Annotated in this window: 15 protein-coding genes and 1 rRNA gene; 10 read left to right on the forward strand and 6 right to left on the reverse strand. The window is 43.1% G+C overall.

What is annotated here, in order from left to right; translation table 11 throughout:
• The 7 genes from rrf to rluF form a co-directional block, all read left to right on the forward strand.
• Window positions 1–101 (forward strand): 5S ribosomal RNA (rrf, locus tag ABZD21_RS13270); the annotation flags it as partial.
• A gap of 1,242 nt (window positions 102–1,343) precedes the next feature.
• Window positions 1,344–1,787, forward strand: coding sequence for an O-antigen ligase family protein (locus ABZD21_RS13275; protein ID WP_372775546.1), 444 nt, complete (start codon window positions 1,344–1,346; stop codon window positions 1,785–1,787).
• 85 nt (window positions 1,788–1,872) lie between these two features.
• On the forward strand, window positions 1,873–2,655 hold the full coding sequence (locus ABZD21_RS13280; RefSeq protein WP_372775515.1) for a Rossmann-like and DUF2520 domain-containing protein: 783 nt from the start codon (window positions 1,873–1,875) through the stop codon (window positions 2,653–2,655).
• Window positions 2,652–3,182 (forward strand): KdsC family phosphatase, encoded by a 531-nt coding sequence (locus ABZD21_RS13285; RefSeq protein WP_372775516.1) that lies wholly within the window; start codon window positions 2,652–2,654, stop codon window positions 3,180–3,182. The genes ABZD21_RS13280 and ABZD21_RS13285 overlap by 4 nt, the downstream gene beginning before the upstream one ends.
• A gap of 32 nt (window positions 3,183–3,214) precedes the next feature.
• Window positions 3,215–3,766, forward strand: a complete 552-nt coding sequence (locus tag ABZD21_RS13290; protein ID WP_372775517.1) for a Maf family nucleotide pyrophosphatase — start codon at window positions 3,215–3,217, stop codon at window positions 3,764–3,766.
• A gap of 167 nt (window positions 3,767–3,933) precedes the next feature.
• On the forward strand, window positions 3,934–6,087 hold the full coding sequence (locus tag ABZD21_RS13295) for a S46 family peptidase (protein ID WP_372775518.1): 2,154 nt from the start codon (window positions 3,934–3,936) through the stop codon (window positions 6,085–6,087).
• A gap of 223 nt (window positions 6,088–6,310) precedes the next feature.
• Window positions 6,311–7,198 (forward strand): 23S rRNA pseudouridine(2604) synthase RluF, encoded by an 888-nt coding sequence (rluF, locus tag ABZD21_RS13300; protein ID WP_372775519.1) that lies wholly within the window; start codon window positions 6,311–6,313, stop codon window positions 7,196–7,198.
• A 64-nt stretch (window positions 7,199–7,262) separates the two neighbouring features.
• Here rluF and ABZD21_RS13305 read toward each other — a convergent pair whose 3' ends face one another.
• The 4 genes from ABZD21_RS13305 to ABZD21_RS13320 all read right to left on the reverse strand — a co-directional run bounded on the left by ABZD21_RS13305 (window position 7,263) and on the right by ABZD21_RS13320 (window position 10,978).
• On the reverse strand, window positions 7,263–7,610 hold the full coding sequence (locus ABZD21_RS13305) for a Rieske (2Fe-2S) protein (RefSeq protein WP_372775520.1): 348 nt from the start codon (window positions 7,608–7,610) through the stop codon (window positions 7,263–7,265).
• Between the two features lie 126 nt (window positions 7,611–7,736).
• Window positions 7,737–8,858 carry a linear amide C-N hydrolase gene (locus tag ABZD21_RS13310; RefSeq protein ID WP_372775521.1) on the reverse strand — a complete coding sequence of 374 codons (1,122 nt, stop codon included), beginning with the start codon at window positions 8,856–8,858 and terminating at the stop codon, window positions 7,737–7,739.
• 232 nt (window positions 8,859–9,090) lie between these two features.
• The gene (locus ABZD21_RS13315; RefSeq protein ID WP_372775523.1) at window positions 9,091–10,086 is read right to left on the reverse strand and encodes a hypothetical protein; all 996 of its coding nucleotides are present in this window, start codon (window positions 10,084–10,086) and stop codon (window positions 9,091–9,093) included.
• A 76-nt stretch (window positions 10,087–10,162) separates the two neighbouring features.
• Window positions 10,163–10,978, reverse strand: coding sequence for a hypothetical protein (locus ABZD21_RS13320; protein ID WP_372775524.1), 816 nt, complete (start codon window positions 10,976–10,978; stop codon window positions 10,163–10,165).
• A gap of 272 nt (window positions 10,979–11,250) precedes the next feature.
• Between ABZD21_RS13320 and ABZD21_RS13325 the strand changes: the two genes are divergently transcribed.
• The 3 genes from ABZD21_RS13325 (at window position 11,251) to ABZD21_RS13335 (ending at window position 21,159) form a co-directional block, all read left to right on the forward strand.
• Window positions 11,251–13,323, forward strand: coding sequence for an acetate--CoA ligase family protein (locus ABZD21_RS13325; RefSeq protein WP_372775525.1), 2,073 nt, complete (start codon window positions 11,251–11,253; stop codon window positions 13,321–13,323).
• A 141-nt stretch (window positions 13,324–13,464) separates the two neighbouring features.
• A complete protein-coding gene (locus ABZD21_RS13330) occupies window positions 13,465–15,669 on the forward strand; it encodes a patatin-like phospholipase family protein (protein ID WP_372775526.1) in 2,205 nt (734 codons plus the stop codon).
• A 141-nt stretch (window positions 15,670–15,810) separates the two neighbouring features.
• Window positions 15,811–21,159, forward strand: coding sequence for a tetratricopeptide repeat protein (locus ABZD21_RS13335; RefSeq protein ID WP_372775527.1), 5,349 nt, complete (start codon window positions 15,811–15,813; stop codon window positions 21,157–21,159).
• Window positions 21,160–21,200: 41 nt separating this feature from the next.
• Here the strand turns inward: ABZD21_RS13335 and hydF are convergent, their stop codons facing one another.
• Together hydF and ABZD21_RS13345 are read right to left on the reverse strand one after the other, a co-directional pair.
• A complete protein-coding gene (hydF, locus tag ABZD21_RS13340; RefSeq protein ID WP_372775528.1) occupies window positions 21,201–22,436 on the reverse strand; it encodes a [FeFe] hydrogenase H-cluster maturation GTPase HydF in 1,236 nt (411 codons plus the stop codon).
• A gap of 150 nt (window positions 22,437–22,586) precedes the next feature.
• A complete protein-coding gene (locus ABZD21_RS13345; protein WP_372775529.1) occupies window positions 22,587–25,955 on the reverse strand; it encodes a hypothetical protein in 3,369 nt (1,122 codons plus the stop codon).
• Window positions 25,956–26,027: the final 72 nt, after the last annotated feature.

The raw sequence follows: 26,027 nt of genomic DNA on the forward strand, positions 1-26,027 counted from the left end.
ATAGCGGCGGGGTTCCACCTCTTCCCATTCCGAACAGAGAAGTTAAGCCCGCCAGCGCCGATGGTACTGCATTTATGTGGGAGAGTAGGTCGTCGCCCTCTTTTCAAGCCCGTTGTTCTCCAGAGCATCGGGCTTTTTTTTGCCCTCTGTTTTGGGGACTGACTTTTTTGCTATCTTCGGAATACCGAATGACTATTGCCCTAATGAATAAACTCAGTCGAAACGACCTTTTCTACGTAGGCCTATTAATATTTGCTATTGCATTGCCATTTTCTGTAGCACTAATTTCTATGGCAGCGGTACTACTTTTCGTTCTTTCAATAGCCGCTGGAAAGCAGATACCTGGCAATGGAGAAATAAAAGAACGTAAATACCTTCTACTAATCATTTCTGTGTACCTGATTCATGTTTTTGGAATTTTGTTTTGCAAGGATTTAAACGCAGGACTGTATGATTTAAAGAAAGCAATTCCTTTCTTATTAGTCCCATTATCATTCTTTTGGGCGCCGAAAATGTCTCCGCAAAAACTTCGGAGGGTATTGCAGGTTTTCGTTCTATCTGTTTTTATTTCCGCGTTCATAACTTTTTGCCGTTTTCATTGGTTCGGAAATCAACCCCTATTGGCTGCCCAATCTGTTGGTTTTGTTCACCATATCCGCTTTAGCCTGATGATTATTTTGGCTATAAGTATCCAAACATATTTGATCAGCAAGGCGAAAACTAGTTATCCAATCAGGTATCGCATCATTCTCTTACCAATCGTTTTATTTCTTTTGTATTTTTTGTTCTGGCAGCAATCTTTAACAGGCATCATAACGTTTTTGGGAGTTGTTCTTATTTCAATAGGGCAGTTTCTACTTGTAAATTCAAGCTACAAATGGAGGTTGGCATCATTGTTAGTGGCGATTGCTTTAGTTGCCATTCCGTCATTTTATCTATATACGGTGATAACCGATTTTTACAGGATAGACGAAGTAGAACTGGAGAAATTGCCAACTCAAACGGCATTGGGAAATCCTTACTGGCACGATTTTGATAATCCTTTTACTGAAAATGGACACTTTGTTGGATTGTATATATGCGAAAGCGAGTTGAGAGAAGAATGGAACAAAAGGTCGACACTGGATTTTGACGGACTCGATAAGAAAGATTATCGTGTTCAGGATACATTGATTCGCTACTTAAGTTCGAGGAACCTAACCAAAGACGCAATGGGATTGGCGCAACTTTCTGGCGAGGAGATTAAATATATCGAGTCGGGAATTAGTAATTATATGCTTACAACGCGGCATCTATCTCTGTACCCTCGTTTGTACGTTAGTGTTTGGGAAATCGATAATTATATGAAGACAGGAAACGCCAATGATAAGTCGTTGGCGCAGCGTATTGAGTATTATACAGCCGCATGGTCGATCTGGCACGATAACTTTTGGTTTGGAGTAGGAACCGGAAATTGGAAGGTAGCCTACCAACAGGCTTATCAGGAAATGGGATCTGATATGGCAGAGGATCAATATGCCGATGCGCACAATCAATATTTAGCTTGGCTGGTACGATTTGGGCTGCTCGGAACCCTTCTAATTCTGTGTTTATTAGCCCTGCCGATTATCCAATCCGGGATGTGCCGAAATGCAATTGGGATGGCATTTGTGGCCATTTTGTTGATTAGTAACCTCGGCGATTCGAATCTGGACACCCATGTTGGCGGATACTTTTTCATTTTGTTTTATTGCCTTTTCCTGACAAACATCGATCAATTGGAATCGCCATCGAGTCAAATGGCCTAAAAGGGATTGTTCTTGACGGAATTCCTATAATAGAGCCGGTATTCGCTCGTTTTTTTGTTATTTTGAATCGCTGAAAACGAATAGAATGATTCAAACAATTACAATAATCGGAGCTGGAAATCTTGCCACACGGCTGGGGACGGCTCTTTATCAGGCAGGGTTGCAAATTATGCAGGTCTATAGTCGTACCGAGGCTTCTGCGGTTGCTCTTGCCAAACAGCTTAACTGCGACTTCACAGTTGAGATAAACAAGATCTGTCTGGATGCCGATTTGTTGATTTTTGCTGTGAAAGACGACGCACTTGAAGGTCTACTGGGACAGTTGGCTTGCAATGAAAAGTTGATTGTCCATACAGCCGGCAGTTTGCCCATGTCGGTTTTGGCAGGTCATTCGTGCAATTATGGTGTTTTTTATCCATTGCAAACATTCTCGAAACAGCGAGAGATTAGTTTTAAATCAATACCAATCTGTATCGAAGCTTCAAGTCCTGAAACTCTCGCCAAACTGAAGGCCTTAGCATCGCTCTTGTCAAATCAGGTTGAAGAGATTAATTCTGCTCAAAGGCAAAGTTTGCACCTGGCAGCGGTTTTTACTTGTAATTTTGTCAACCACTTTTATTACCTGGGGCAACAGGTAGTCGAGGAAAGTGGTGTCGATTTTAATTTACTGAAACCCCTAATTGTAGAGACCGCGGCTAAAGTGATGGAAGTTTTACCCTTTGACGCTCAAACCGGTCCAGCAAAACGATTTGACGAAGCAATTATTAATAAGCATTTGAAAATTTTAGAGCAACAACCTGAACTGCAAGAAATCTATAGTTTTGTATCTAAAAGTATTTTCGAGGCTCATAAAATACCAAATAAATGACATTTATAAAAGATAAACTGAAGGACATAAAAGCCCTTGTTTTTGATATCGACGGGGTTCTGTCGATGGATACCTCAGCGCTCAATTCAGAAGGTGATCCGGTTCGGACAGCCAACGTGAAAGATGGTTACGCTCTGCGAAATGCGCTGAATATGGGCTATCATGTAGCCATTATCACAGGTGGTGCGGTCGACCGGGTACGGATGAGATACGAAAAGTTAGGCGTTCCACATATTTACATGGGTGTTCGCGATAAAATACAGCCATTGAACGACTTTATGGAAAAGGTTGGCATTACTGCCGATCAAGTGCTGTATATGGGCGACGACCTGATCGATTTTCAAATTATGTCGTTGGTCGGATTTCCTTGCAGCCCAATCGACGCAGTGCACGAAATCAAAGAAATTTCTTTGTATATTTCTGATAAAAAAGGAGGAGAAGGATGTGTTCGCGACATCATCGAACAAGTCATGCGTGCACAAGACACCTGGATCAACGAAAAATCTTATTACTGGAGGTCAATCTAATGATGCTCGAAAATCTCATTAAATATAAATTGGTGCTAGCGTCAGCTTCACCGCGTCGCCAACAGTTGTTAGACGAGTTGGGCTTGAAATTTGAAGTCAGACCATCGGATTCTGACGAATTCTATCCGGAGGAACTTGGAATGACCGCTATTCCGGAGTATCTGGCTCAATTGAAAGCCGACTCACTGACCCAAAACATGGCTGACGATGAACTAATTATCACAGCGGATACCATTGTTTGGAAAGACGAAAAAGTTTTGGGAAAGCCGGCTGACAGGAACGAAGCATTCGATATGTTGAAATCCCTCTCCGGCTCACAACATCAGGTGATAACCGGGATGTATTTACAAAGCATCAATAAAAAAGTATCGTTCCATGCGGTTACCGAAGTTTGGTTCGATGAGATGAGCGATGACGAAATCAATTATTACATCGATAAATATCAACCCTACGACAAAGCAGGAGCTTACGGCATTCAGGAATGGATCGGTTTTGTGGGAATCTATAAAATCGAAGGATCGTTTTACAATGTGATGGGCTTACCGGTTCATAAATTGTATCAACATTTAAAGGAGTTTGAATAGAACCCGGTTTACAGCTGTCGCGCGAACAGGCTCTGAAAAACGGCTAATTTACTGATGAATGTCAGGCTGTCAATCAGGGGAGAGCCTTACTTTTGGATGCTGGCTTGCCGGCATTTTTTATTTCATCCGATAAAGTCAAAAAGAATAGAAAACGATAAGTGAAGAAAATGGTGAAAATTAAAATTCTACTGTTGGGAATATTAGTGCATTGCATTCTAATCGCCTCGGGTAACGAGGGAATGTGGATCCCAACCTTACTTAAAAAGTACAATATCGACGAAATGAAGCAAATGGGCTTTAGGCTCACTGCTGATGATATTTACAGTATTAACAACAGTAGTATGAAAGACGGTGTGGTATTGTTCGGACGTGGCTGCACCGGTGAAATGGTTTCCGATCAAGGTCTACTGTTTACAAACCATCATTGTGGCTATTCGCAAATTCAGTCGCATAGTTCAGTCGAAAATGACTACCTGACAAATGGTTTTTGGGCGAAGTCGCAAAAAGAAGAACTCCCAAACCCCGGTTTGACAGTGCGTTTTCTCGATCGTATGGAGGACGTGTCGCAACAGGTTTTTGCAGGAACCGATAGTTTAAAAGGTCAGGATTTGACGAATCGAATACAACGAAATATCACCAAAATCGAAAGAGCAGCGAAGGATAGTAATCACTATGAGGTCGTTGTGAAGCCAATATTCAACGGGAATCAGTATTTTCTGTACGTCTACAAAGTTTTTAGCGATGTACGTCTGGTTGGAGCTCCTCCCTCGGCTATTGGAAAGTTTGGTGGTGATACCGACAACTGGATGTGGCCCCGGCATACCGGCGATTTTTCGGTGTTTCGAGTATATGCCGATAAAAATAATGAGCCAGCCGACTATTCACCAGACAATGTTCCGTACAAGCCCAAAGCCTTCTTCCCCATTTCAATGAAGGGAATTCAACCCGAAGATTTCATCTTGATTTTTGGCTTTCCCGGAAGTACCAATCAGTATCTGCCCAAAGTGGCGGTAGATTTGCTGATGAACCAAAGCAATCCGGATCGAATAGAAATCAGAACGAAGAAACTCGACATTCTTCGGTCACATATGGATGCTGATCCAAAAGTACGGATTCAGTATGCGGCTAAATATGCGTCAACCAGTAATTCGTGGAAACGATGGCAAGGCGAAATTCGTGGTTTGAAACGGATGAACGCGCTGGATATGAAACAAAATTTTGAAGATGAATTTGAAGCATGGGTTCAGACAGATAGCCGATTGAAAGCCCAATATGGAAGTGTTTTGAACGTGTTCGAGAAGCTTTATTATGACCTGATTCCCTACGATCGGGCAAAAAACTATTACGATGAGATTGTGTTTCGTGGAACTGATATATTTAGTTTGGCGACCCTTGTTCCACGAAATAAAGCCAGCTGGGAACAAGCCGGAGCAGACGTTCAACTTAAACTGAAAGACGAGCTCATTGTAAAACTAGACAAGCATTTTAAAGATTTCGACCAGGCGACAGATGAACAGGTCTTTACCGAACTGATGCGTATGCTGAGAGCAGATTTGGATCCGACGCTTCTTCCGAAGGAGTTCAAGAAATTGCTGGGAAAATACGACGACCAAAAATTACTTCAAAAGGTCTATCGAAAGTCGATTCTGACCAATCGGGTAAAGCTGGCCGAGCTAATTCATAATCTGGATGAAAAAGGAATAGAGCAATTGCAAAACGATCCAATCATTTCGCTCTTCGATAATTTGCGCGGCTATTATCTGACCAATGTGGAAAAGCCATACCGGGAATTAAACGACGCGATAGAAAAGGCGCAAAAGACCTATATGGCCGGCATTTTGGAGATGAAAGAAGGAGAAGCTTTATATCCCGATGCGAACCTGACTTTACGCGTAGCGTACGGAAAAGTAGAAGGTTATCGGCCCTATGACGGTGTCGAATATTTGAACTTTACCACGCTCAAAGGAATTATGGAAAAGGATAATCCCAATATTTACGATTACGATGTGCCTCAGCATCTGAGAGATTTGTATGCTTCGAAAGATTTTGGCCGGTATGCAGTAAATGGGGAAGTTCCTGTTGCGTTCACCGCTTCGGTACACACCACAGGCGGAAACTCAGGTAGCCCGGCAATAAATGAAAACGGAGAATTGGTTGGGATTAATTTCGATCGCTGTTGGGAGGGCACTATGAGCGACATTCTGTTCGATCCCGATCAATGCCGAAACATCATGATTGATGTGCGTTACCTGCTCTTCATCATTGATAAGTTTGCCGGAGCAGGCTACCTGTTGGACGAAATGAAGCTGGTGACCGAATAACCGAAAATACAACAAAGGAGGCTTTGGCAGCCAAAAATGAAAGGATGTCATCTCTGGTAAAGATGACATCCTTTCATGCATTTCGGGTGATGTGTTTCGTTGCTGAAGGAGAGTAAATTGGCCTTTTTGTTTGAAGATTCTGTTGATCCGAAAATGGATTCTTCAACCTGTTTGATGCAGATTTAAAATTATTTCACGTTCTTGGGAAACTGAAAATTGGGATATGGAAGAAAGACAGAGTGTTCGATGTAATAAGTATTTAAGCGAAATAGGCTTTTGTTCACGAAGGGAGGCCGATGAATTGGTGCGCAGCAAACGAGTAACCATTAACGACCAGGTTGCCGAATTGGGAGCGCTGGTTTCTGATGGAGATGTGGTGAAGGTTGATGGCGACACGCTTTCTGCCCCCAAAAAAGCAAAATTCGTTTACATTGCTTTTAATAAGCCTGCCGGAATTGTTTGTACGACCGATGGTAAAAGGGAGAAAAACAATATTGTCGACTTTATTGGGCACGACAAACGTATTTTTCCGATTGGACGACTCGACAAGGATAGTGAAGGCCTGATTTTTTTAACCAACGATGGCGATATTGTCAATAAAATTCTGCGGGCTGAAAACCAACACGATAAAGAATACGTCGTATCGGTGAACAAAGCGATTGATGCGGCTTTTATCGAAGGAATGGCTGGAGGCGTGCCAATTCTGGGGACTAAAACCAAAAAGTGTGAAGTTGAGATGTTGGGCAGACAACAGTTCCGTATCGTTCTAACGCAGGGACTTAACCGGCAGATTCGGCGCATGTGCCAATATTTTGGCTACGAGGTAAAATCGCTTACCCGCATTCGAATTATGAATATGAAGCTGGATTTGCCAGTTGGTAAATGGCGAAATTTTAAAGAACACGAAATAGCTGAACTAAAAGCACTGATTTCCGGTTCCAGCAAGATCGCCGGTTCGCCGTCAGCTAAATCAACCGGAAGTTCCGGTAGAAGCTCTCAAAACAGTGCAACTCCCAAAGCCCGACCGCCGAAAAAAGGAACAACCGAAAATAAAGGGAGTTGGGTAAATCCAAAATCAAAATCTTTACGAAACTCGGGGCGCAGAAAATAATCCTTTTTATTTTCTGCAGAACTCTCTTTATTTGTTGAATTTCGTAGCATTCATCACCGGTGATTTAAACGGTAATTACAATCATACCATCGACAATCTGTAGCGGATACGTTTTTAGTGGTCCAAATGGGAGGTTGTCAACATCTAATTGTTTCAGAAGATCTTCATCAATTTTATCAATCCGAACTGCTCCGGTTGTCAGATCGAAACAGGTGCCGTGGTTCGAGCAGGTTAACGTGCCTTCTTCAACCCGACCGCTAACCAATCGGGTTTGGGCATGTGGGCAGAGGTTGTCTACTGCAAAATAAGCTCCGTCGGTATAAACGAGCAAAATTTCCAACCCATCAACTACTACAACTTTTTTACCAGACGACTGGCATTCTTCCAACGAACATACTTCAATATTTTTCATGCCTTAAAACTAAACGAATCATTGAAAGAAACACACCTAAGCATTCGGGTTTTCCGAAATAGTAATAATGGGCTAACACTAATTTGGGCAGCTATTACCTGTTTGAGTCGCAGCGAAAACGGGTGTTTATTTTAGTTTATCAACGATATAGGAATGAAGATTTTCCTTTAAATAGAAATAACTGTTGGAGTTGTAGAACTCGGTATTTTCATAGCCGATTGGAAATCCTTTTTCTACGTAATCGTCATTAATTTCAACGGTTAAGTCCAATAATGAATTGAAGACATTGCCTTGCTCATTGCTGTTAATGTCGATGAATTTTACCGTGGCGCTTGGGGAGAAGTCGCAATCTGAGAGGCAAAGCTTTTTTATCGCTTGTCCTTGGTCGGATCTAAAATAGACGATATCGTTTTTCAAGTCAGCCACCACTTGCCATTCTCCGGGTTTTATCCGATCCAACACACTAAAGGCAAAGCTGACCGGGTTTTCGTTGTTCGATGAGTCGTAGTTCGAAATGTGATAGGCTGCTTTTGCGAATCTGTTTTCCCAACTTTGAGGGTTTAAAGACAAGGTCTCAGTTCCCCCAAACGGTTCAAATTTTTTGATTTGGATTAACTCATCCTGATATTTTTTGTTGCACAAAATCGGAATTGGCATCGTTTCCCCGGTTGATATACTGTATTTGCCATCAATTAGCTCAATCGCAGCAGTATTTCCGTCCTTGTCGCTAATAAAGAAATGACTTCCCGGAAATGTCGGCCACCAGTCAATGTTTGCTGTCGTTTGCAAACCGTCAATCACTTCAGATACAGTCGCATAGTTGTCCAGTTGATATTGGATCCATTGGGCCCAAAACATGTTCGGTTTTAGGCTGTCTTTCGCGGTGAAGGTATGATCGAGAAACAATTCGACAACAAACAAGCCTTTTTCATTTACGCCATAACACGGAAGGTCGAGCCCAAGTAAATTAAAACTTATTGAACCATACTTTGAAGTCCACTCCATCTCCGGTTCTGATGGTTTTTCCTTCGACACAAGATGCTTCCAGCTTAAATTTCGTTTAACAACATTTCGTTTATTCGAGACCACTATCCCGGGCATCGACTTCCAGTTTTCGTTAAACCCAACGATACAATAATTATCTCCTTTCATTAAAAAGGCAGAGCAACTAAACACATTCGTATTCTCAACAATTAAGCACACAAAGGCGAAGGTAATCTTCAAGATGAATTGGATTCGTTGTTTCATTAGGTTGTTTTGTCAGTTTGAGCAGTCTAACTTCGAGCAATTGGATGATCAGGCAGTGCCGTTTCCAGGTTCAATTTACAAAACTTCACCGAAGGTATTCACCGATAAGAAACATTTATCGGTATTCAGAAATAATTGAAATTTGTTCACCGGCTATTCGGGTTCGGTTTTTTTTTTGCCCGGTTGTTACCCGAAATTGAAGAGATGGATTTTCCCCAGTTTGAAGCCAAAGCTAGTTCGCATTGCCAAACCGGTAAACCAACGAGAGCTGTTGCTGCTGGTCGAGCGTGCTTCCGTCCACTAAGTGAAACGAAAGGTTGAACGTACCCTGAATATTGTTGTATTGCAGAAATTTCCAGATCACATCAGTGCGCAGGTAGCTGTCTTGTGCATAGTACGGGTCACCGTTCATTAGTTGGTGTCCTTCGCCAAAACTAAAAGTCGACCGCAGGGCAAAGCGTTTGCCTTCTCCATAAAGCTGCCCGCTCAGGCTGGTGCCGGTCGTGTAGCCATCATCAACATTCCGTTCCCGAATCGATGAGCCTAAAACGCCCACTTTCAGATAGGCTTTTTGAAGTCCGGTTAATTGTTGAAAGTTGTACCCTAAATACAATGCATACCCCATATTGTCGGAAATATGTTCGTCGGCGTTTTCGGCAGCGGTAAGTGCATGGTGATAGAGCAACAGGTAATTCTGAAAATAAAACAGGTTGAAGCGCATCTCTCCCGACAGACCGGCCATAAATGTTTCGCGTTGGGTCATTGTTTGTCGGCTGGTCCAATCAACAAAGCCCAGTTGATGGCCCCAGCTCCAGCTATGCTTACCGAACAATCCTTCAATATTGGGACGGTAATACAAGAAGGTGTCAGCGAGCATGGCCAGCGGAAAATCCAGCAAGTCCATTCGCGGAAAGGCGCCGAAAAAGAAGGTGTTTGTTTGGTCGTTGTAGCGGTAGTAGGCTGTTAGTTTGGGCTTCACCTGATCGGCCTCGGTGCCAAATTCGAACAAGTGACTCAGGCCGAACCGAAATCGGTGCAGGCTGTCGATGGTTGTTCCCAGCTCGATGCTGGTTCGCTCGCCCATGATGGTTTGTGGGTAGCTGTATTTTTGTGTGAATTCGCGGTTATCACCAATGCCATGGAACAGAACCTCGTACTCAGGTTTTTGTGCCATACTGGTCATACTTATGGTGAAGAGTAAAATGAAGGTGAGAAATTGCTTTGTCATAGTTGAGTTATTCTTTCGCGAATTAAACGAAATTGAAGCTTGGATGTTGTTGCTCCGTGTCGATCCTAAAATTGAATTAATCGCATAAAATGTACATGTCGCGTTTCGGATTAATGCACATGACCGGAATATTTCCGGCCCGTTTCACAAGCTTGGTTTCGGGCAATCCAATCATGATATCGAGCAGGCTAATGTGTTGGCTGGCCGGAATAATCATCAGATTATGGGCGTCGACCCGACAACGATCAAGCGACTCAAAGGGCAGTTTGTAACTGCCTTTTTGCGATTCGGAGAATTGCACATCAACCTGAAGTTTGTATAGCAGCTGTTCGATAAATTTGCGGTTTTTGCGTACCATTAACTGGTTGTCCTTGTTTGTTTCGCGGGCGCAAAAAACCTCAATAGCCGATTGGTTGAACCGGCCAAAGTAGGAGGCCCATAGTGCCGTGTCTTTCATTACTTTTCGGTAATCAACCGGCAGCATGGCCCTGTCGTAGCGCAGACTTTCCGGGCTGCTTCCGTTAATAAACAAAAAGGGAATCTGACTTTCCTGTAACGCCTGAATTTTAGTTTTCAGATTTTCCACATTCAAAACCAACATAATCGCGTCGTACTCTTCAGCGATCCGCGAAATGTTTCGGCTTAAATTGCCTTTCAACGTCAGGCTCGAAATCGTCGCCGACGGGAAATCTTCTTTCAACCTTCGGATAATTAGTCCAAGACCTCTTTGTGCACCAAGCTTGTTGTCTTTCGACCCATAACCATAGGGGTGAAAAAGGCAAAGCTCTTTCTTGAAAATCTGGCTAATTCGCAATCCATGTACAATGGCGTCGTTCATCGACTCCGAAAAGTCGCAGTAAACCATTATTCGTTGTTCAGAAGTTTTGCTCATAATTAGTAGGCAAAACTATCTATAATTTTCTAGAAGCTTCGGTTTTGGACTAAAAAAGTTGGCTGTATTGCTTGTTCGTTTCGTATGGGTTTGGAAGTTGAGAAGTCCTCCATGTTTTTATAAAAATCGGATTTGCTACGATTGAGTGAAAGCATTGATCCTGATTTTGCTAAGCGGTAAAATTTAAGCTGAAATTCAATAACGAGCAGCTGACCAAAATCAGCACGAATTATTGATGGCTTTACTACCTTTGGTAAAAACCAGATTGAATCATGCTTAATCAAGCTTTACTTCATCCAAAGTCTATTGTTGTTGTTGGAGCCTCTAATACGCTATCGAAGCCAGGAGGTCATTTGTTGCAAAATTTGCTGGTGCATCCTTTTACCGGCGATTTGTATGTGGTGAATCCTCGGGAGGATCGTATTCAAGGCATCGAGGCTTTTGCTTCAGTTGATGAACTGCCGGCGGTTGATCTGGCTATTTTGGCCATCCCCGCAGCTGCCTGTGTCGATGCGGTAGAGGTGTTAGCAAGGGATAAAGGAGCGAGGGGATTTGTGGTAATTTCGGCCGGATTTTCGGAAAGCGGAGTTGAAGGAAGGGAGTTGGAAACCCGATTGTTGTCGTTGGTTAATTTATACCAAGCCAGCTTAATTGGTCCTAATTGCATCGGATTAATCAGTGCGACTTATGCAGGGGTGTTTACCAGTCCGGTTCCCGCTTTGGATCCGCAGGGAATCGATTTTATTTCGGGTTCGGGTGCAACAGCTGTTTTTATCCTCGAGTCGGGGATGGCTAAAGGCTTGCGTTTCGCATCGGTGTTTTCTGTCGGGAATTCGACCCAAATTGGTGTCGAAGAAGTACTCGAACATTTTGACCAAACTTTCGATCCGCAGCAAAGTTCTCGGGTTAAATTGCTGTACTTGGAAAGTATTCGCAACCCACAAAAACTACTGAAACATGCCGGTTCGTTGATTCAGAAGGGCTGTCGGATTGCGGCCATAAAAGCAGGAGTTGGCGATTCGGGAGCAAGGGCGGCACTGTCGCACACCGGCGCTTTGGCATCTTCCGATCTGGCAGTTGACGCGCTGTTTCGCAAGGCCGGAGTTATTCGCTGCTATGGGAGAGAAGAGTTAACAACGATGGGCGGTTTGCTGCTTTCAAAAGAAATGGCCGGAACTAACTTCGCCGTCATCACCCATGCCGGTGGTCCTGCTGTTATGTTGACCGATACGCTTGAGAAGGGAGGTTTTAAGGTGCCTCGGATCTTGGATTCAGAAAAAAAAAGCAAATTAAAGGCAAAACTGTTTCTGGGGGCATCGGTCGAAAATCCCATCGACTTTTTGGCTACCGGTACGGCCGATCAGTTGAGTGAAATTATTGATGCCGGCGAGAATGACTTTTCCGAAATTGATGCGATGGTGGTTATTTTTGGTAGTCCTGGACTGGGGGCGGTCGATCGGGTTTATCAGGTGCTTAAAGCTAAGATGAAAAGCTGTCGGAAACCAATTTATGCGGTGTTGCCATCGGTCGTGAATGCCGAGGCGGAAATGCGCGAGTTTATTGCATCTGGTCAGGTTTGCTTCCCCGATGAGGTGGAGCTGGGAAAAGCATTGATTCGACTCAGGGAACAATCTGTTCCGAAAATAGCCACACACGAGGCTTTTCCGATTGATCAGGAAGCTGTTCGTGCAATTATGTCGAATGCTCCGGATGGATTTTTAGAGCCTGCTATTGCCGGCGAGCTGCTTAAGGCGGCCGGAATTCCAGTTGTGGCAGATTGTGTCGCTCATTCCGAGAATGAAGCATTACAGGCGGCTCGGCAACTCGGTTTTCCGCTGGTTATGAAGGTTGTTGGTCCGTTGCATAAAAGCGATGTTGATGGGGTTGTGTTGGATATCAATACGTTTGACGAGGTTGTGGTCCATTTTCGTCGATTAATGAACGTTCCCGGAACGCATGCGATCTTGCTTGCCCAAATGGTTTCAGGCATGGAGCTCTACATAGGCGTGAAAAAGGAAATCGGTTTTGGGCATCTGGTTTTGTGTGGATTAGGTGGGGTTTGGCTCGAAGCGATCCGCGATATTCAATGCAGTCTGGCACCACTTAGCGTCGAAGAGGCCGAACAAATGATCACGAAGCTTAGCGCATATCCAATTTTGGCAGGTTTCAGGGGCAAGGCAGGAATTGATTTGGCTGGTTTTGTAGCGTTGCTTTGTCGGGTATCGCATCTTTTGCAGCTTGCGCCCGAAATTTGCGAAATGGATTTGAACCCGATATTAGCGCAAGCCACATCGTTTCAAGCTGTCGATATACGCATTCGAATCGCGAACCAAGTTTCAAAATAAACAGAAGAGGAATTGGTTCGATGTAGAATAGCAGAATTTGAAACCTCGCACATTACATGATAATTAATTTTACGATTTTAATAGCGTCATTGATCAGGATCATTGGAATTTTGTTCGATCTTGAAAGTCCATAGCTGAAGTATGAGAAATAGAAAACTGATTTATTCAAGCCCGTTTCTTTTGTTGATAGTTCTGTTGCTGAATTTAACTGCCAGCGCTCAGGCTCCAACCGAACCGAAGCGCCCAAAAGTTGGATTAGTATTGAGTGGTGGAGGTGCAAAGGGATTTGCGCATATCGGCGTGATTAAAGTATTGGAGGAGGAAGGAATTCCCATTGACATTATTGTTGGAACCAGTATTGGTAGTTTAATTGGCGGGATTTATTCATTGGGGTATTCATCGGACGAATTGGAAAAAATAGTGCAGGCCCAGAATTGGGAGCAGGTGCTGTCGGATGACGTTTCGCGCTTATACCTTTCGCCTCGAGATCAGGCGCTGAAACAGCGCTATCTTTTCTCGTTGCCCTTCAATAATCAGCGTAAGTTGAGTTTGCCGCAGGGCGTAATTCGTGGACAAAATGTAATGAACGTGTTTTGCGGCCTGGCCGGCAATGTGCCCGGTGATGCTGATTTTACGAAATTTCCGATCGCTTTCGCGTGTCTGGCTACCAATTTGGAAAATGGAAATGAAGAAATTCTCGATCATGGCTTTCTTCCAACAGCAATGTATGCGAGTATGGCCATCCCCGGGGTTTTCTTACCTGGCGAGCACGATGGCAAGTTGCTGGTCGATGGGGGAGTCGTGAACAATTTCCCGGTTGATGTGGCGAAAAATATGGGAGCCGATATTATCATTGGTGTCGATATACGCGACGATTATTACGATCGGACTCAAATTAAGTCGTTGGGTGAAATATTTTTGAACCTCATCAATTTTTACAGTAAAAGTAAAGATGAGGAAAACCAAAGCTTTTGCAACCTGATTATTCGACCGAATGTGTCAGGTTTTACCGGAGCCAGTTTCAGCCGAGCAGCTTCGGATACGCTTGTTAAGCGAGGAGCTGAGGCAACCTTGAATTTGCGCGAACAAATTCGGGAATTGAAGAAGCAGTATCAACTTGAGCCGAGGTCAGTTTCCCGCGAGTTGGTAGAGCAACAGAAGTGGTTTGTTTCCGATATTAAGCTGCAAAGCGACAAGGAGATGAACAGGTCGTTTTTAGAGGAAATTATGAATCTGCCTGTTGATCAACGATATGACTATGCCGATATAAAAGGAGCGATAGATCGTTTGTACGGAACCGGTGGGTTCGATCATGTGTATTTCGAACTGGATGATAATGAAAACGGAAAAACGCTTGTACTGCATTTAACACCAAGAGAGGCTCGGTCGCAGAATATTGGGTTCAGAGTAAACACAACCGAAGCAGCTGCCTTACTATTGAATGCCACTTGGAAAGACTATTCCCGAACCTTTAGTTTTCTGTCGGTAAGTACTGAGCTGTCGGCCAACCCAAGCTTGGAACTGGTGGCCGAAACAAATTGGCATGGATTTCCCGATTTAGGTTTTGCGGTCAATGCCAAATATCAAAATTATAATATTTATAACGACGGAAAGAAGGCTTTCGACGCGGATGTTTTTTATACTTCCGGAAAGATTTATATTGAACAGCGATCTAATACGTTTAGGACCGGGTTTGCCTTTCAGGAAGAGTTTTTTGATGGTGATGTTTTTGCCAGGGATGCATCGGATATACTCTCCGACCAAACCAGTTTTTTACTTAGTGGCGCCAGTTTTTACCTGTCATTCGATAATCAGGATCAGTTTTATTTTCCTCGAAAAGGAACCCGGCTTTATTGCGAATTCAATTTCAATACCGATTTGAAGAAAGATGGCGAGTCGTCGCCCTTCCTTTTGTTGAAAATGGAGAATATTTTCCCGGTTAGCTCTAAAACCGCATTCCTGGTGAATTTATACGGACGAGGAATTCTCAACGAATATTTCCCGTCAATCAAATCAACTTTAATTGGTGGCGAAGCTTATTCCCGCTATTTCAATTATCATTTCCCCTTCACCGGAATGCCGCCTGTAGTTATCGGCGAGCGGTACTCTGCGATCGGTTTGCTGGGAGTGCGTTTTCGCCTGTCATCGAGCCAGTATCTTTCGTTTGTCTTCAATAGCTTGCAGCAAGGACGCGAATACAATGAAATTCTTCCGGAGTTGGCGGTCTACGGCGGAGGTGTAAAATACTCGCTAAAAACCATCGTCGGTCCGCTGGATGTTGGTGTGGGCTATTCCGATTATCATAGCAAGCCAACTTTCTCTGCCAACCTGGGTTATTGGTTCTAATTTGGCCCTAAATTTTTGTGGCTCTGGCTGTTTCCACTTCATTGAATGGCTGGGGATTGAAGTCTGTTCATATCTTTTTTTATGCCCGTGCGTAAATAAAACCGTTGATTTGAATGAGAACGGACTTTATTCCCTGACGATATGAATATAACTGAACTTCTTTCGGGCGAAAAGGTTGAGCGATTGAAAAGTATTGAAGAGAAGCTCCTGTCGCGTCGTAAAAATGGTAAAGTAGCCGGAATTGCCGCTATGTTAACCGCAGTGGGACAAGTACTGGTGTTGTTTTGGCCGGTTTTAAAAGAAATGCTAAGCGATGAAAAAACAGTTGATTTAACCCCGTATTTCATCAATCCGGTTAACTACGCGCTGCTTTTGCTGGTGGTCATTTTCCTGTTGATTTATTTTTTGCTGCGGCGGACTAGTGTTTTGTTAAAAGCAACAGAAGAGCCGTTTCGATATACTTTTTACGTTGAACCGTTTCAATTTTTGGAACAGGTAAACGATGCGTTTCAGCTAAAGAATGTGGAACGATTGAAGATGCTCAATTACGATCTCACCGAGCTGATTAATAAACGCATCAAACGATTTTCTATTCTGAAAGAAGAAAGCTCTGATGAAGAGAAATCGATGCAGGCAACTGACCCCAGGAAAACGTCACACATTCGGATTTACGGAAATTATTCGGTACGCGAAGACAAAGAAAACGGCGATTGGATCATTCATATCATGCCTTACGTTCAGGTTGGCAATTCCGCGCGCCCGGCGACTTTGGCCCAATCGGTCAGGTTTTCGCTCACCACCGACGAAACACCCGATATCCTCGACACCCGCGAATATAATCAGCTGATGGAGCGGGTTTATTCAAGAGTAACCACCGAAATTTATTCGCGAATAAAGCAGGATATCGACGGTAAAGTTAAGCTGTTCCCAACTTCATTCCTTCAGGAAAACGCGCTGTATCAGGAAGCGCGCGATATGGCGGCATCGAATACCATTAATGCATTCGACAGTGCAATTGACTTGTACGAGCGAGCCATGCATCAGAGCGAAACTTCTATTCGGGTAAAATTTGCCCGTTGGTTGCTCCTGATCCCCCTGCTCCGTTTTTCCATTATTCGTTTTCTACATCACTATTCCCGAATCCGGATCGGCCATTCGCTCTGTCTTATTTATAAAAAGCGAATCGCTAGTTTGTCGGGGCGAAATGCCAATCCAATTTTTGAAATCAGGCATAACCTAAAGATGGTGATCTCCCGATTGGAACAGGCTATCTTTCTAATTGGCCGGAACCCGGGAAACCGTCCGTATCAGGAAGATTTGAAAACGTTTATGAATTTGGCATTTTTGTCGTTCCCGACGGACTCGCTGATGCGAAAAATATTGTTGCGACCTTCCCGCAGTTTATTCGATGATACCCGGGAAATCCTTTTCAATGCTTATGTCGTCCATGCTCTTTCCGACACCTTGCTGAATGCCTTTAAGCTGGCTCGTGAGCAGCTGGAATGTGCCAAAGCGCTGGCTCCCGACCTCTGCCGGAATAGCGTGCTGTACATCTTAGCCGAAGGATATCTGGAGCCTGACATCGACAAGGCAATCTTGCTGTTTCAAAAGGCCTGCGAAAAAGATCCGAGTTTTCAAATCGCCCGTTATGATCTGGCATTCTGGAGTGAAATGAAATTTCGTAAAGACGGACTAACTGATCGTGACCAGGCGTATTTGGTATTAGGTGAATATGATAATGTATTGAAAGTCAATCCGGGAAATATAGCAGCTCTTGCCGCACAGGGATATATTTACTGGATTTTGAAGGAGTTGAACAAAGCCAGGCGAAAGTTTGAAGAGGGAATTGAAATAAAAGCGATTGTGAGCGAAACGTTTGTTGGTATTTTATGGTGCGGTCTGGCTCGCGTGTATGCCGAAAAAGGTTACATCACCAAAAGCTTCAACTACTATAATCAGGCCATTGTGTCCAGCCCAAATGTTGGTGCTTATTTCATGTACGATAACTCCAATCTCAATACTTCTTTTTACGAATTTATTTCTCCCGGCTTGCTAAATCGTTTTGAAGATTATCAGCATAATTTCTTTCATTTTCGAAGTTTTGGGGTGAACAATGTCGCTCAATTACCCGATGAGCAGGGGTTGTTGCGAAAGGCCTTGCAGGAAAGAAATACGGCTTTTGTTTCGGACATGCTGCATCGGCACGGACTAACGTCCGGCTCACTGGAGATCATCCCCGGAGAAAGTTCAGAGCATTGGACGATTAAATCGAAAAGCGATGAGTTGATGCCATCGGCCCGCATGCAGTTCTACATGCTCGAACTGTCGGAGAAGTCCATCATCGTTCGTCAGGAAGCTTCCGATAATTTGCTGCATGCAGTTAGCAGCTATATTTTGAACGATCTCGGGAATGCCCGGCTGAATTTCTTTCGGCGTTTTGGCGACCAGTCACAACTAAATCAATCGGTAGCTCATTTTGAAGAAGCGATTAAATTCAACGCTAAAAACCTAGTGGCCAAGTACAACAAGTCGTTGGCGCTGCTCTATCAAAAGCCATTGTTGAAACAAATTGATGAGGCTGAAATTGAATGGGACAACATTCGCGAACTCATTGATATTTCAGCGGAAGTGATTCAAAACTATCCGAATTGGATGGAAGGCTTGTCATCGTATTTCGAAATCATGAAACGAACCCGCCAGGACTTGATTGTTCGCAAAGCAGACCTGGAGGCAAAGATAAAACAGCACGAAAAGGTTGAACAGGTGTTCAAACTAAATGTGTTGCAAAGCGGTGCTCCCTCGCAGCAAGTGTTCGATTCCGGAACTGGTGAATTGTCCTCGGTGAATAAAACAACTAACCGAACTGCTCCTGTTAGCAAGGTGGCGGTGTTGGAGCCCAGCGAAAGCCAGACGGTTGACGTTCCGGAAATGACCAAACAGGTTGATCAGATTCGGACAATTCTGGGGATAATCGATGAGAATATTCGGAAGTTGGTGTGGAAGTCGATAGAATCGACCAGCTATGATCCACTTTATCAGGGATTGCAATTGGGTGATTTCGATTCGCAGGCAATCCTTCAATTGATGGATAAAGAAATTGAATGGGTGAAGCTAAACGAGATGGATGCCCGCTCGTTGAAGCTGTATGCTACTGCATTTCAGTATTTTAAAGCGAGTGATTTGTCCGCGAATTATGAAGCTGTTTCCCGCTTGTTCGATCACTTGCTGAATTATTTCTTCCCCGAAGATTTTGATATTTCACTATTGCGGAAGAGCTTGCTCGACGAGATCTCCGGAACAGATCGATACCGCAACGAGGGCTACGAAGTTATCCGGACAAAAGGACGCTTGAGTCTAGCAATTATGGAAAGCCTTCGGAACGAGGAGGTACCGCCAAAATTGAAGGCATTTTTTATCGGGTTGGGATTACCGCTGGAAAAAGATTACGACTGTCAGCTCGAGGATCAATCAAACGAGCATGTTCGTTTTGCAATTACCTGTAAAGACCGACACGATTTGAAACGACGCCATTTCTTGGTTCGGAAAAAAGGGAAACGCATTCAAATCGCCCAATCGCGAGCCGATTATTACGATGAGATTTTAAAATCCTTCACCCTGTTTTCTCTGGCTCAGGATGCTGTTAATTTCGAATACCTAAATTATTATGCCGCGAATTACTTATCGGAAGCGGCCTACAAGAACTGCCTGGTCAATGCGTTATACAGGAACTTCAACCCAATGATCCTGGCATTGTATTCACAGTCACGGGTTGACTGTGACGAACTTATTCGTGTAATTTCTGAATTTGAGAAAAACCTCAACGTAGATGAATCGCCGGTGACCATGGCGAACGTGTATAACCGAGCCGGTAACTTGCTTTACGAAAAGGGGAGGGTGCGCGAAGCAATAAAATATTATCAGAAAGCTACTGCTTTGGATGAAACGAAGCCTATTTACAGGGCAAATCTTGGGTTGATGTATGCTCAACTCGATCCGGCAGACTACAAAAATGCAGATCACAATTACCAGTTGGCTGTGGCACTTCGCAAGAAAGCTGTATCCGATGATTATGATTTGGAATTTTATTTGGAAGGATGGGCTGAAGTGCTTTATAAGATCGATAAACTGGAACTTTTCGAATCCGAAGCAAGCAAACTCACGAGAGCAGGGGCGGATATGGCGCGTTTAGCCGGTGTTTATAACCGTATTGGCAACCTGTATTTTGGCGATCGGCGATTGAATGAAGCGATCGGCTTTTATGAACAAGCCATCCTTTTCGATCCAATTCGACCGATTTTTCATGCCAATCGGGCATTAATGGCTTTGGAGCTTGAAAGTCCCGATTATGAGCTTGCCCTGGCCGAGTATCAAAAAGCTTTAAAGCTACGTAAGGAACTGGATAAAGACGAGTTCAGTCTGTCGTATTATTATGAGTATTTGGCCGATACGTCGTTTAAAGCCGGTAAAATGCAGGAGTTCATCACACAATGGGAGGGGGAAGATCCATCGATTTTAAAAGCGGAAGATAAAGCGAATGTTTACAATAGGCTCGGTAATTTGTACTATAACGGCGAGCAATACCAGCAAGCCAAAAATTGCTATGCCGAAGCGATTCGGTTAGTTCCCCAACGCCCAATTTATCAGGCCAACATGGGACTCGTGTTGAAAAATCAACCATCGCCCGATGTGCAGCAGGCCTTGCAGTTTTACAAAGAAGCCGTACGATTGCGCAGGGTGGCTGCATCTGATGAATATTCACTGAGTTACTATTTGGAGTATTATGCCGATTGTGCCCGTAGTGCCGGATGTTTGTCGGATTTTATGGCTGTATTTGATCGGAAAGAGCTTGAACGCGAAAAGCCGGAAGATGCGGCCAGTTTATATAATTTACTGGGCAATCTTCTTTTTCAGGACTCGCGGGTTTCGGATGCCATTCCGTATTACCAATTGGCGATTAAATTGCAAGAGAATCGCCCGATTTTCTATGCCAACCTGGGCTTAATGTTCACGAAACAGATTTCGCCCGATTTGCAGACTGCTTATTCATTTTATGTGAAGGCTGTTTCGGTGCGAAAGAATGTCCGGGAGGATGCATATGATTTGTCGTACTATCTCAACTATTTGGCCGATTCGGCCGTTCGGGTGGAACGATTGGCGGAGTTTTCAACCTATATGGACCAGTCGGGCGATTTGATTGATAAGCCGGAAGAGTTGGCCTATTTGTATAATATTATTGGGAATGCGCTTTATGAGTTGGGCAACCCGGGTGAAGCAAAGAGCTGGTATTCTAAAGCGATTGAATTGAATGCGCAGCGTCCGGTATTCTATTCTAATCTGGCGCTCATGTATCGCGAGCTTTCACCTCCGGATTATCAACAGGCGCTAAAATACTACGAACAAGCTTATCGGATTCGGGAAACCCTTGAGCAGGATGACTACGATCTGACGTTCTTTCAATCCCAAATCGACCAGGTGAAGGCGCTCATTTAAATTGAATTTAGTCTGAGATTGCAGAACATTTTGTCATGTGGTTATTTTCTCAGCAACAGGTTTTCACGGTAAACTTCCAAGGCTGCCGGAAAAGGCTGAAGGGCTCGTTCAAAAATCCCCAGCGAGTAGGCAATGGTTAAACCATAATTGGTAATCGGAATTGATAACTGACGGGCCTTCATTATACGCGACAACATTTCACGTCGGTTCCACATACAAGCTCCGCAGTGGATGATGATTTTGTAATCCGTGATGTTTTCGGGGAAGTCGCGTCCCCGGGCGTGGTCAATCTCCAGTTTTCCACCAACATATTGGGTCAGCCATCGCGGAATTTTTACCGTACCAATGTCTTCGCCAATCGGGTGATGCGAACAGGCTTCAGCGATCAAAATTTTGTCACCGGCTTTTAACTGGTCAATCGCCATCGCTCCACGAACCATCTCTGCCAAATCGCCCTGATGGCGCGCAAATAAAATGGAGAAGCTTGTCAATGGAATATTGGGAGGCGTATCAGCGGCTACTTTTAAAAAGGCCTGACTATCGGTTACCACCAGTTTGGGCGGTGTGTTCAGCCGGTTCAAAGCTTCGCGCAATTCGCGTTCTTTAACTACCATACAGAACGAATCGCCGTCGAGCAGGTCGCGTATACTTTGCACTTGTGGCAGAATTAAACGGCCTTTAGGGGCTTCTTTGTCAATCGGAACTACCAGCATTGCCATTTCGCCGGGGCCAACCAAATCCGAAACAATGGCTGGTCGGTTAATAAAATCATCCGGAGCCGATTTCAGAATAGCCTCGCGCAATTCAGGAATGCCCATTCCGGTAGTAGCCGAAGTTTGCAAACATTGCAGCTTTTCACCGGCTAAGCTATTGAGCAGGCACGATTGAGCAGGGAAAAGATCGCATTTGTTGAAAACAATGAGCATCGGAATCTCGCGTTCCCGAAATTGTTGTACCAATGTTTCCTCAAATTCACCCCATTCCTGGCTGTTCGAAACAACGATGGCCAAATCTGTCCGGTCGATTACCGACATGGTTTTCCGGATGCGCAGTTCTCCCAGTGCACCTTCATCATCAACACCGGCAGTGTCGATAAATAAAACAGGTCCCAACGGAAGTAGTTCCATTGGTTTTTCAACCGGGTCGGTTGTTGTTCCGGCAATTTCCGAAACAATAGAAACCTGCTGGCTGGTCAAAACATTCAGCAAGGATGATTTGCCAACGTTGCGCCGTCCGAATAAACCGATATGCAAACGAAAGGATTTGGGAGCTTTCATGGATTTGAATTTGAGGCGAAAATACAAAGCTTTTGGCTCGGAATCAAATAATTGTTGACAGCTGTATCGTGTCGGTTTCATTGAGTAGGCACCCGCAGCCGCCCACTTAACAATGCATTTCCAGACTTAAGTATGGCATGTTTTCGGGTGTCAGATTTCTTTAAAAATAGCTTTGATAATTTGATGATCGTTTATTGATATTTTTAGAGAGCTAGAGCTATCAGACAGAATACGTTCCCATTTACCATTTGTGTATGATTCCCAATGGTCAAATTGATAGCCTTGAATGTTGTCAAAAGTTTCAATTTTTATCTCTTTGTTTTGGGGATAGCAGCGTTGGAATTGACTACTTCCGCTATGTTGCAGCCCATTAATATCTGCTGCAGATATATTGTAATATAGCTCCGGTATGTCGATATTGCTGTAGAATTTTAGAGTTTTGAAACTACTACTGAGCTTCTGACTATCGTAGGTTATTTTTACAACGATCGATTTAAATTGCGCAGGACTGTTGAACCATGGCTTAATGCGAATGTCAGCGTTTACGCCTGGTGTCGAAAATAGTGATAGGTCACCTTGCGTGTCTTTTCCTGATGCGTCAAGTAAAAGTGATTTTGAATCATTTGAAATGCTTTCTGTCTGGATGTCATTGCCGATTAAGTCAATGTGTGATTCCCAACAGACAGGGTCGTGTTTGTCGCTGCTCAAATGGTTAAATTTGTATAAACGGCCATCCTTTTGCAAGGTACTAATGCCCGAATGAATAAAATTTAGATTAATGTAATTGCTGCCCTCCTTTTCAAGTGTTACTTCGTTGTTCTGGTTCGCATGGATAAAGTGATCGTTGGAGAAAGAACAAGATGCGACGCTCAAGTCAACTAACCTAAGATTTTCTTCGTTGGGGGGGAACAAGTTCTCTTTTTCGTACAAATTAAGTTCAATGGTTTTGCCGGCATTAATTTGATTTATTTCAGATTTGTTTAACGAATAGTAAATAACATCGGAGGACAGTAAGCTCCCGCCAGAATTAAAGTGACTGATTATTCTAAAGTTTATTTTTTGTATAATTTCATTGAAAAGGATGCTTGATTTTTCCAGAACACTTTCATCGAACTTACCATTAGCCTGTTGAATTGTCTTTTGAACATTTCCTACAAATTCTTCCACATTTACATTATCCTCAGGAAAGGATTCAATCAGCCGATATTCATAGGCTTTGGCCATGAGGTAGTGGTATTCGAATAACCTTTTCATCGACGCATTTTTCAAATTCTCGATGGTGAGCTTTTCAGCAGGAGAGAGTGCACTTTTATCCTCAGAAAGAATTCTGTCTTTTAAAAGTAGTATTTCAAGATTTCGTTGAATCTTATTTTCGTTTGCCCAATATGTCGATAGTTTTTCGTTTATGGAATTGCAAATTACCAGTGCACTGTCAACAGCTTTTTTTAGCTGTTCCGTTAGTTTGTTATGGTCGCTATTTGCTGACAATAGTTTTTTTAATTCTTCTTCAACTTTTTTGTTATTCGCGACTTGGCCGGGTAGTTGCTGAAACGCTCGAACTGTTTCCACAGTATTGTCTAGTGAGTTTTTCACACAGCCTGCATATTTTGTGGTATTTTCAGCTAGTTCCTTGTGTTTTTTGTTTTTTAGTGCTTTTGAATCACTTTGGGCAACGATTGAAGAGCTCGCTTCAATTTCTTCATCCGGTATTGAATTTGCCACTTGCTCGATGCTTTCCGCCAATTCTCCTGCATTCGCAGCGACAAGTTCAATATTCTGGAGGCTCAATGGATCGTCAATGTCAATATCCGCAACGGTGCTCGCTATCACAGAAACCCCGACAGCAACTGCTGCAACGATCTGACCACCTGGGACTACTACTGCAACACTCGCGACTGTTTTTGCAACAAAACTGATCATGTTTCCCCATGCTCGTTTGGTCACATTCCGTTTTGCATTCGGATGTAAATCGCGGGCCAATTCTGAAATTTGGTTTTTGCAGGTCGTTTGAAGAGTTTTCATCTCAACTAAAAGTGTCGAATCACTTTCGATTTTACTCAGCAATTTTGCGTCTTCATTTTCAAGATCGGAGTTCTCTGATTTAAGCTTTTTTATTGCGTCATCTATTTTTTTAATTTCCTCTTGTAAGCTGTTGTTCGCAGAACCCAAAACATAATTGATGAAAATAGCGTTTGAAGCGTATTCGATCTCTTTTGTAAATGCAGCCTTGTTGATTTCATAGGACACCATTGGAACCCATCCGGGGGGATTGCCATAAATATCCAACCCATTTAATGCGTTAAATTGTAAACTTTGAAATTCAGAAAGCAACAGCCTTCCTTCATTTTTAATACGTTCATCGTTTGTTCTTGCAACAAAATCAGATAACTCTTTAATGCTATTTCTACAGATTATTCGCGCAGAATAATAATTGCAATTTCCCAAATAGGTTTCTGCTTTTGCAAAGTTATCGGCATGCCGGACCAGATCCCGATCATATCCATTTGTATATTTCCGTCCAACTGATGACCCCGACTTGAAAAGTAGGGCCGAATACTCAGAACTGATACTGCTTTGGATATAAATTGTATTCGCTTTTGACGTGATTTCGGAGGTTTTAAGATTATAGGTACCTAGCCAATAGGGATTTTTAAAATCATGACTCAGGACTTCCACTTCCTTGCTATATTTTCGATTGAGATAGTTTGTTGTTTCGTTTTTCAAGCTGAAAGGAGAAATTTCGATATAATTGAAGGATTTGTTGATTGTAAAAAACGGGTGTTTTTTGCATGAGTCGGTAAAAAAATCGAAAATTAAATTACTGTCCGGTTCATAAAATAGATACAAGCGTTTATCATGTGAGATTACGATATCAGTAAAATCAAATGTATTTATTGTATCTACGGCACAGGCTAATCTTTGATTTTCATATTTTGTGATGTCGGTAATAATTGGGAAGATATAGTCTCTGATCTGACCATCAGTCTGCTCTAGTTTAACCAAAAGCCAAGTGTTTTTTAAGGCAGAATAGGTATTCATGGCAACACTCAAACAAAAGTCAAGCGCATTGTCTCCACGGTAACTTTCATTAAACAGAACTTCGTTATTGCCAATGATTTGTTTTTCAATAATTCTTTTGAAATCTTTTTGGTTAAACGAAACAATTGTGTTGGCGTGTTTAGCGAACTGTTTGGCTTGAGCTCCCTCCTGTTGCCGCATGACCTCAATACTTTTGGGTAAGTTGTTTATTGAAATATCGTATTTCGGTGATTTTTCGAAATCGGATGAAATGTCATATTCATAAACACGTTGGTCAATCAAAACCGTTGTTTCAGGAGATAAAACATCGGGAGATGATTGTTGTTCCATGGTTTTGTTAACGACACCAAAAGAGAGTGGTGTCAATTTAAGAGGATTGATATAATCTGCGTAGTCTTTGGCTTTTTGTTCGTTACTACATGAGCAGGCCAAAATTAAGGTAAACATGAAAAGGTAGTACAACTGATTAATTTTGTTCATTGGGATGTGCGAATAAAGGTTGTTGTAGACAATAAAGATGCGACAAAATTAATCTTTAATAGGTATTAGACA

It is taken from the genome of Mangrovibacterium sp. (assembly GCF_041596335.1).
GTDB lineage: Bacteria > Bacteroidota > Bacteroidia > Bacteroidales > Prolixibacteraceae > Mangrovibacterium.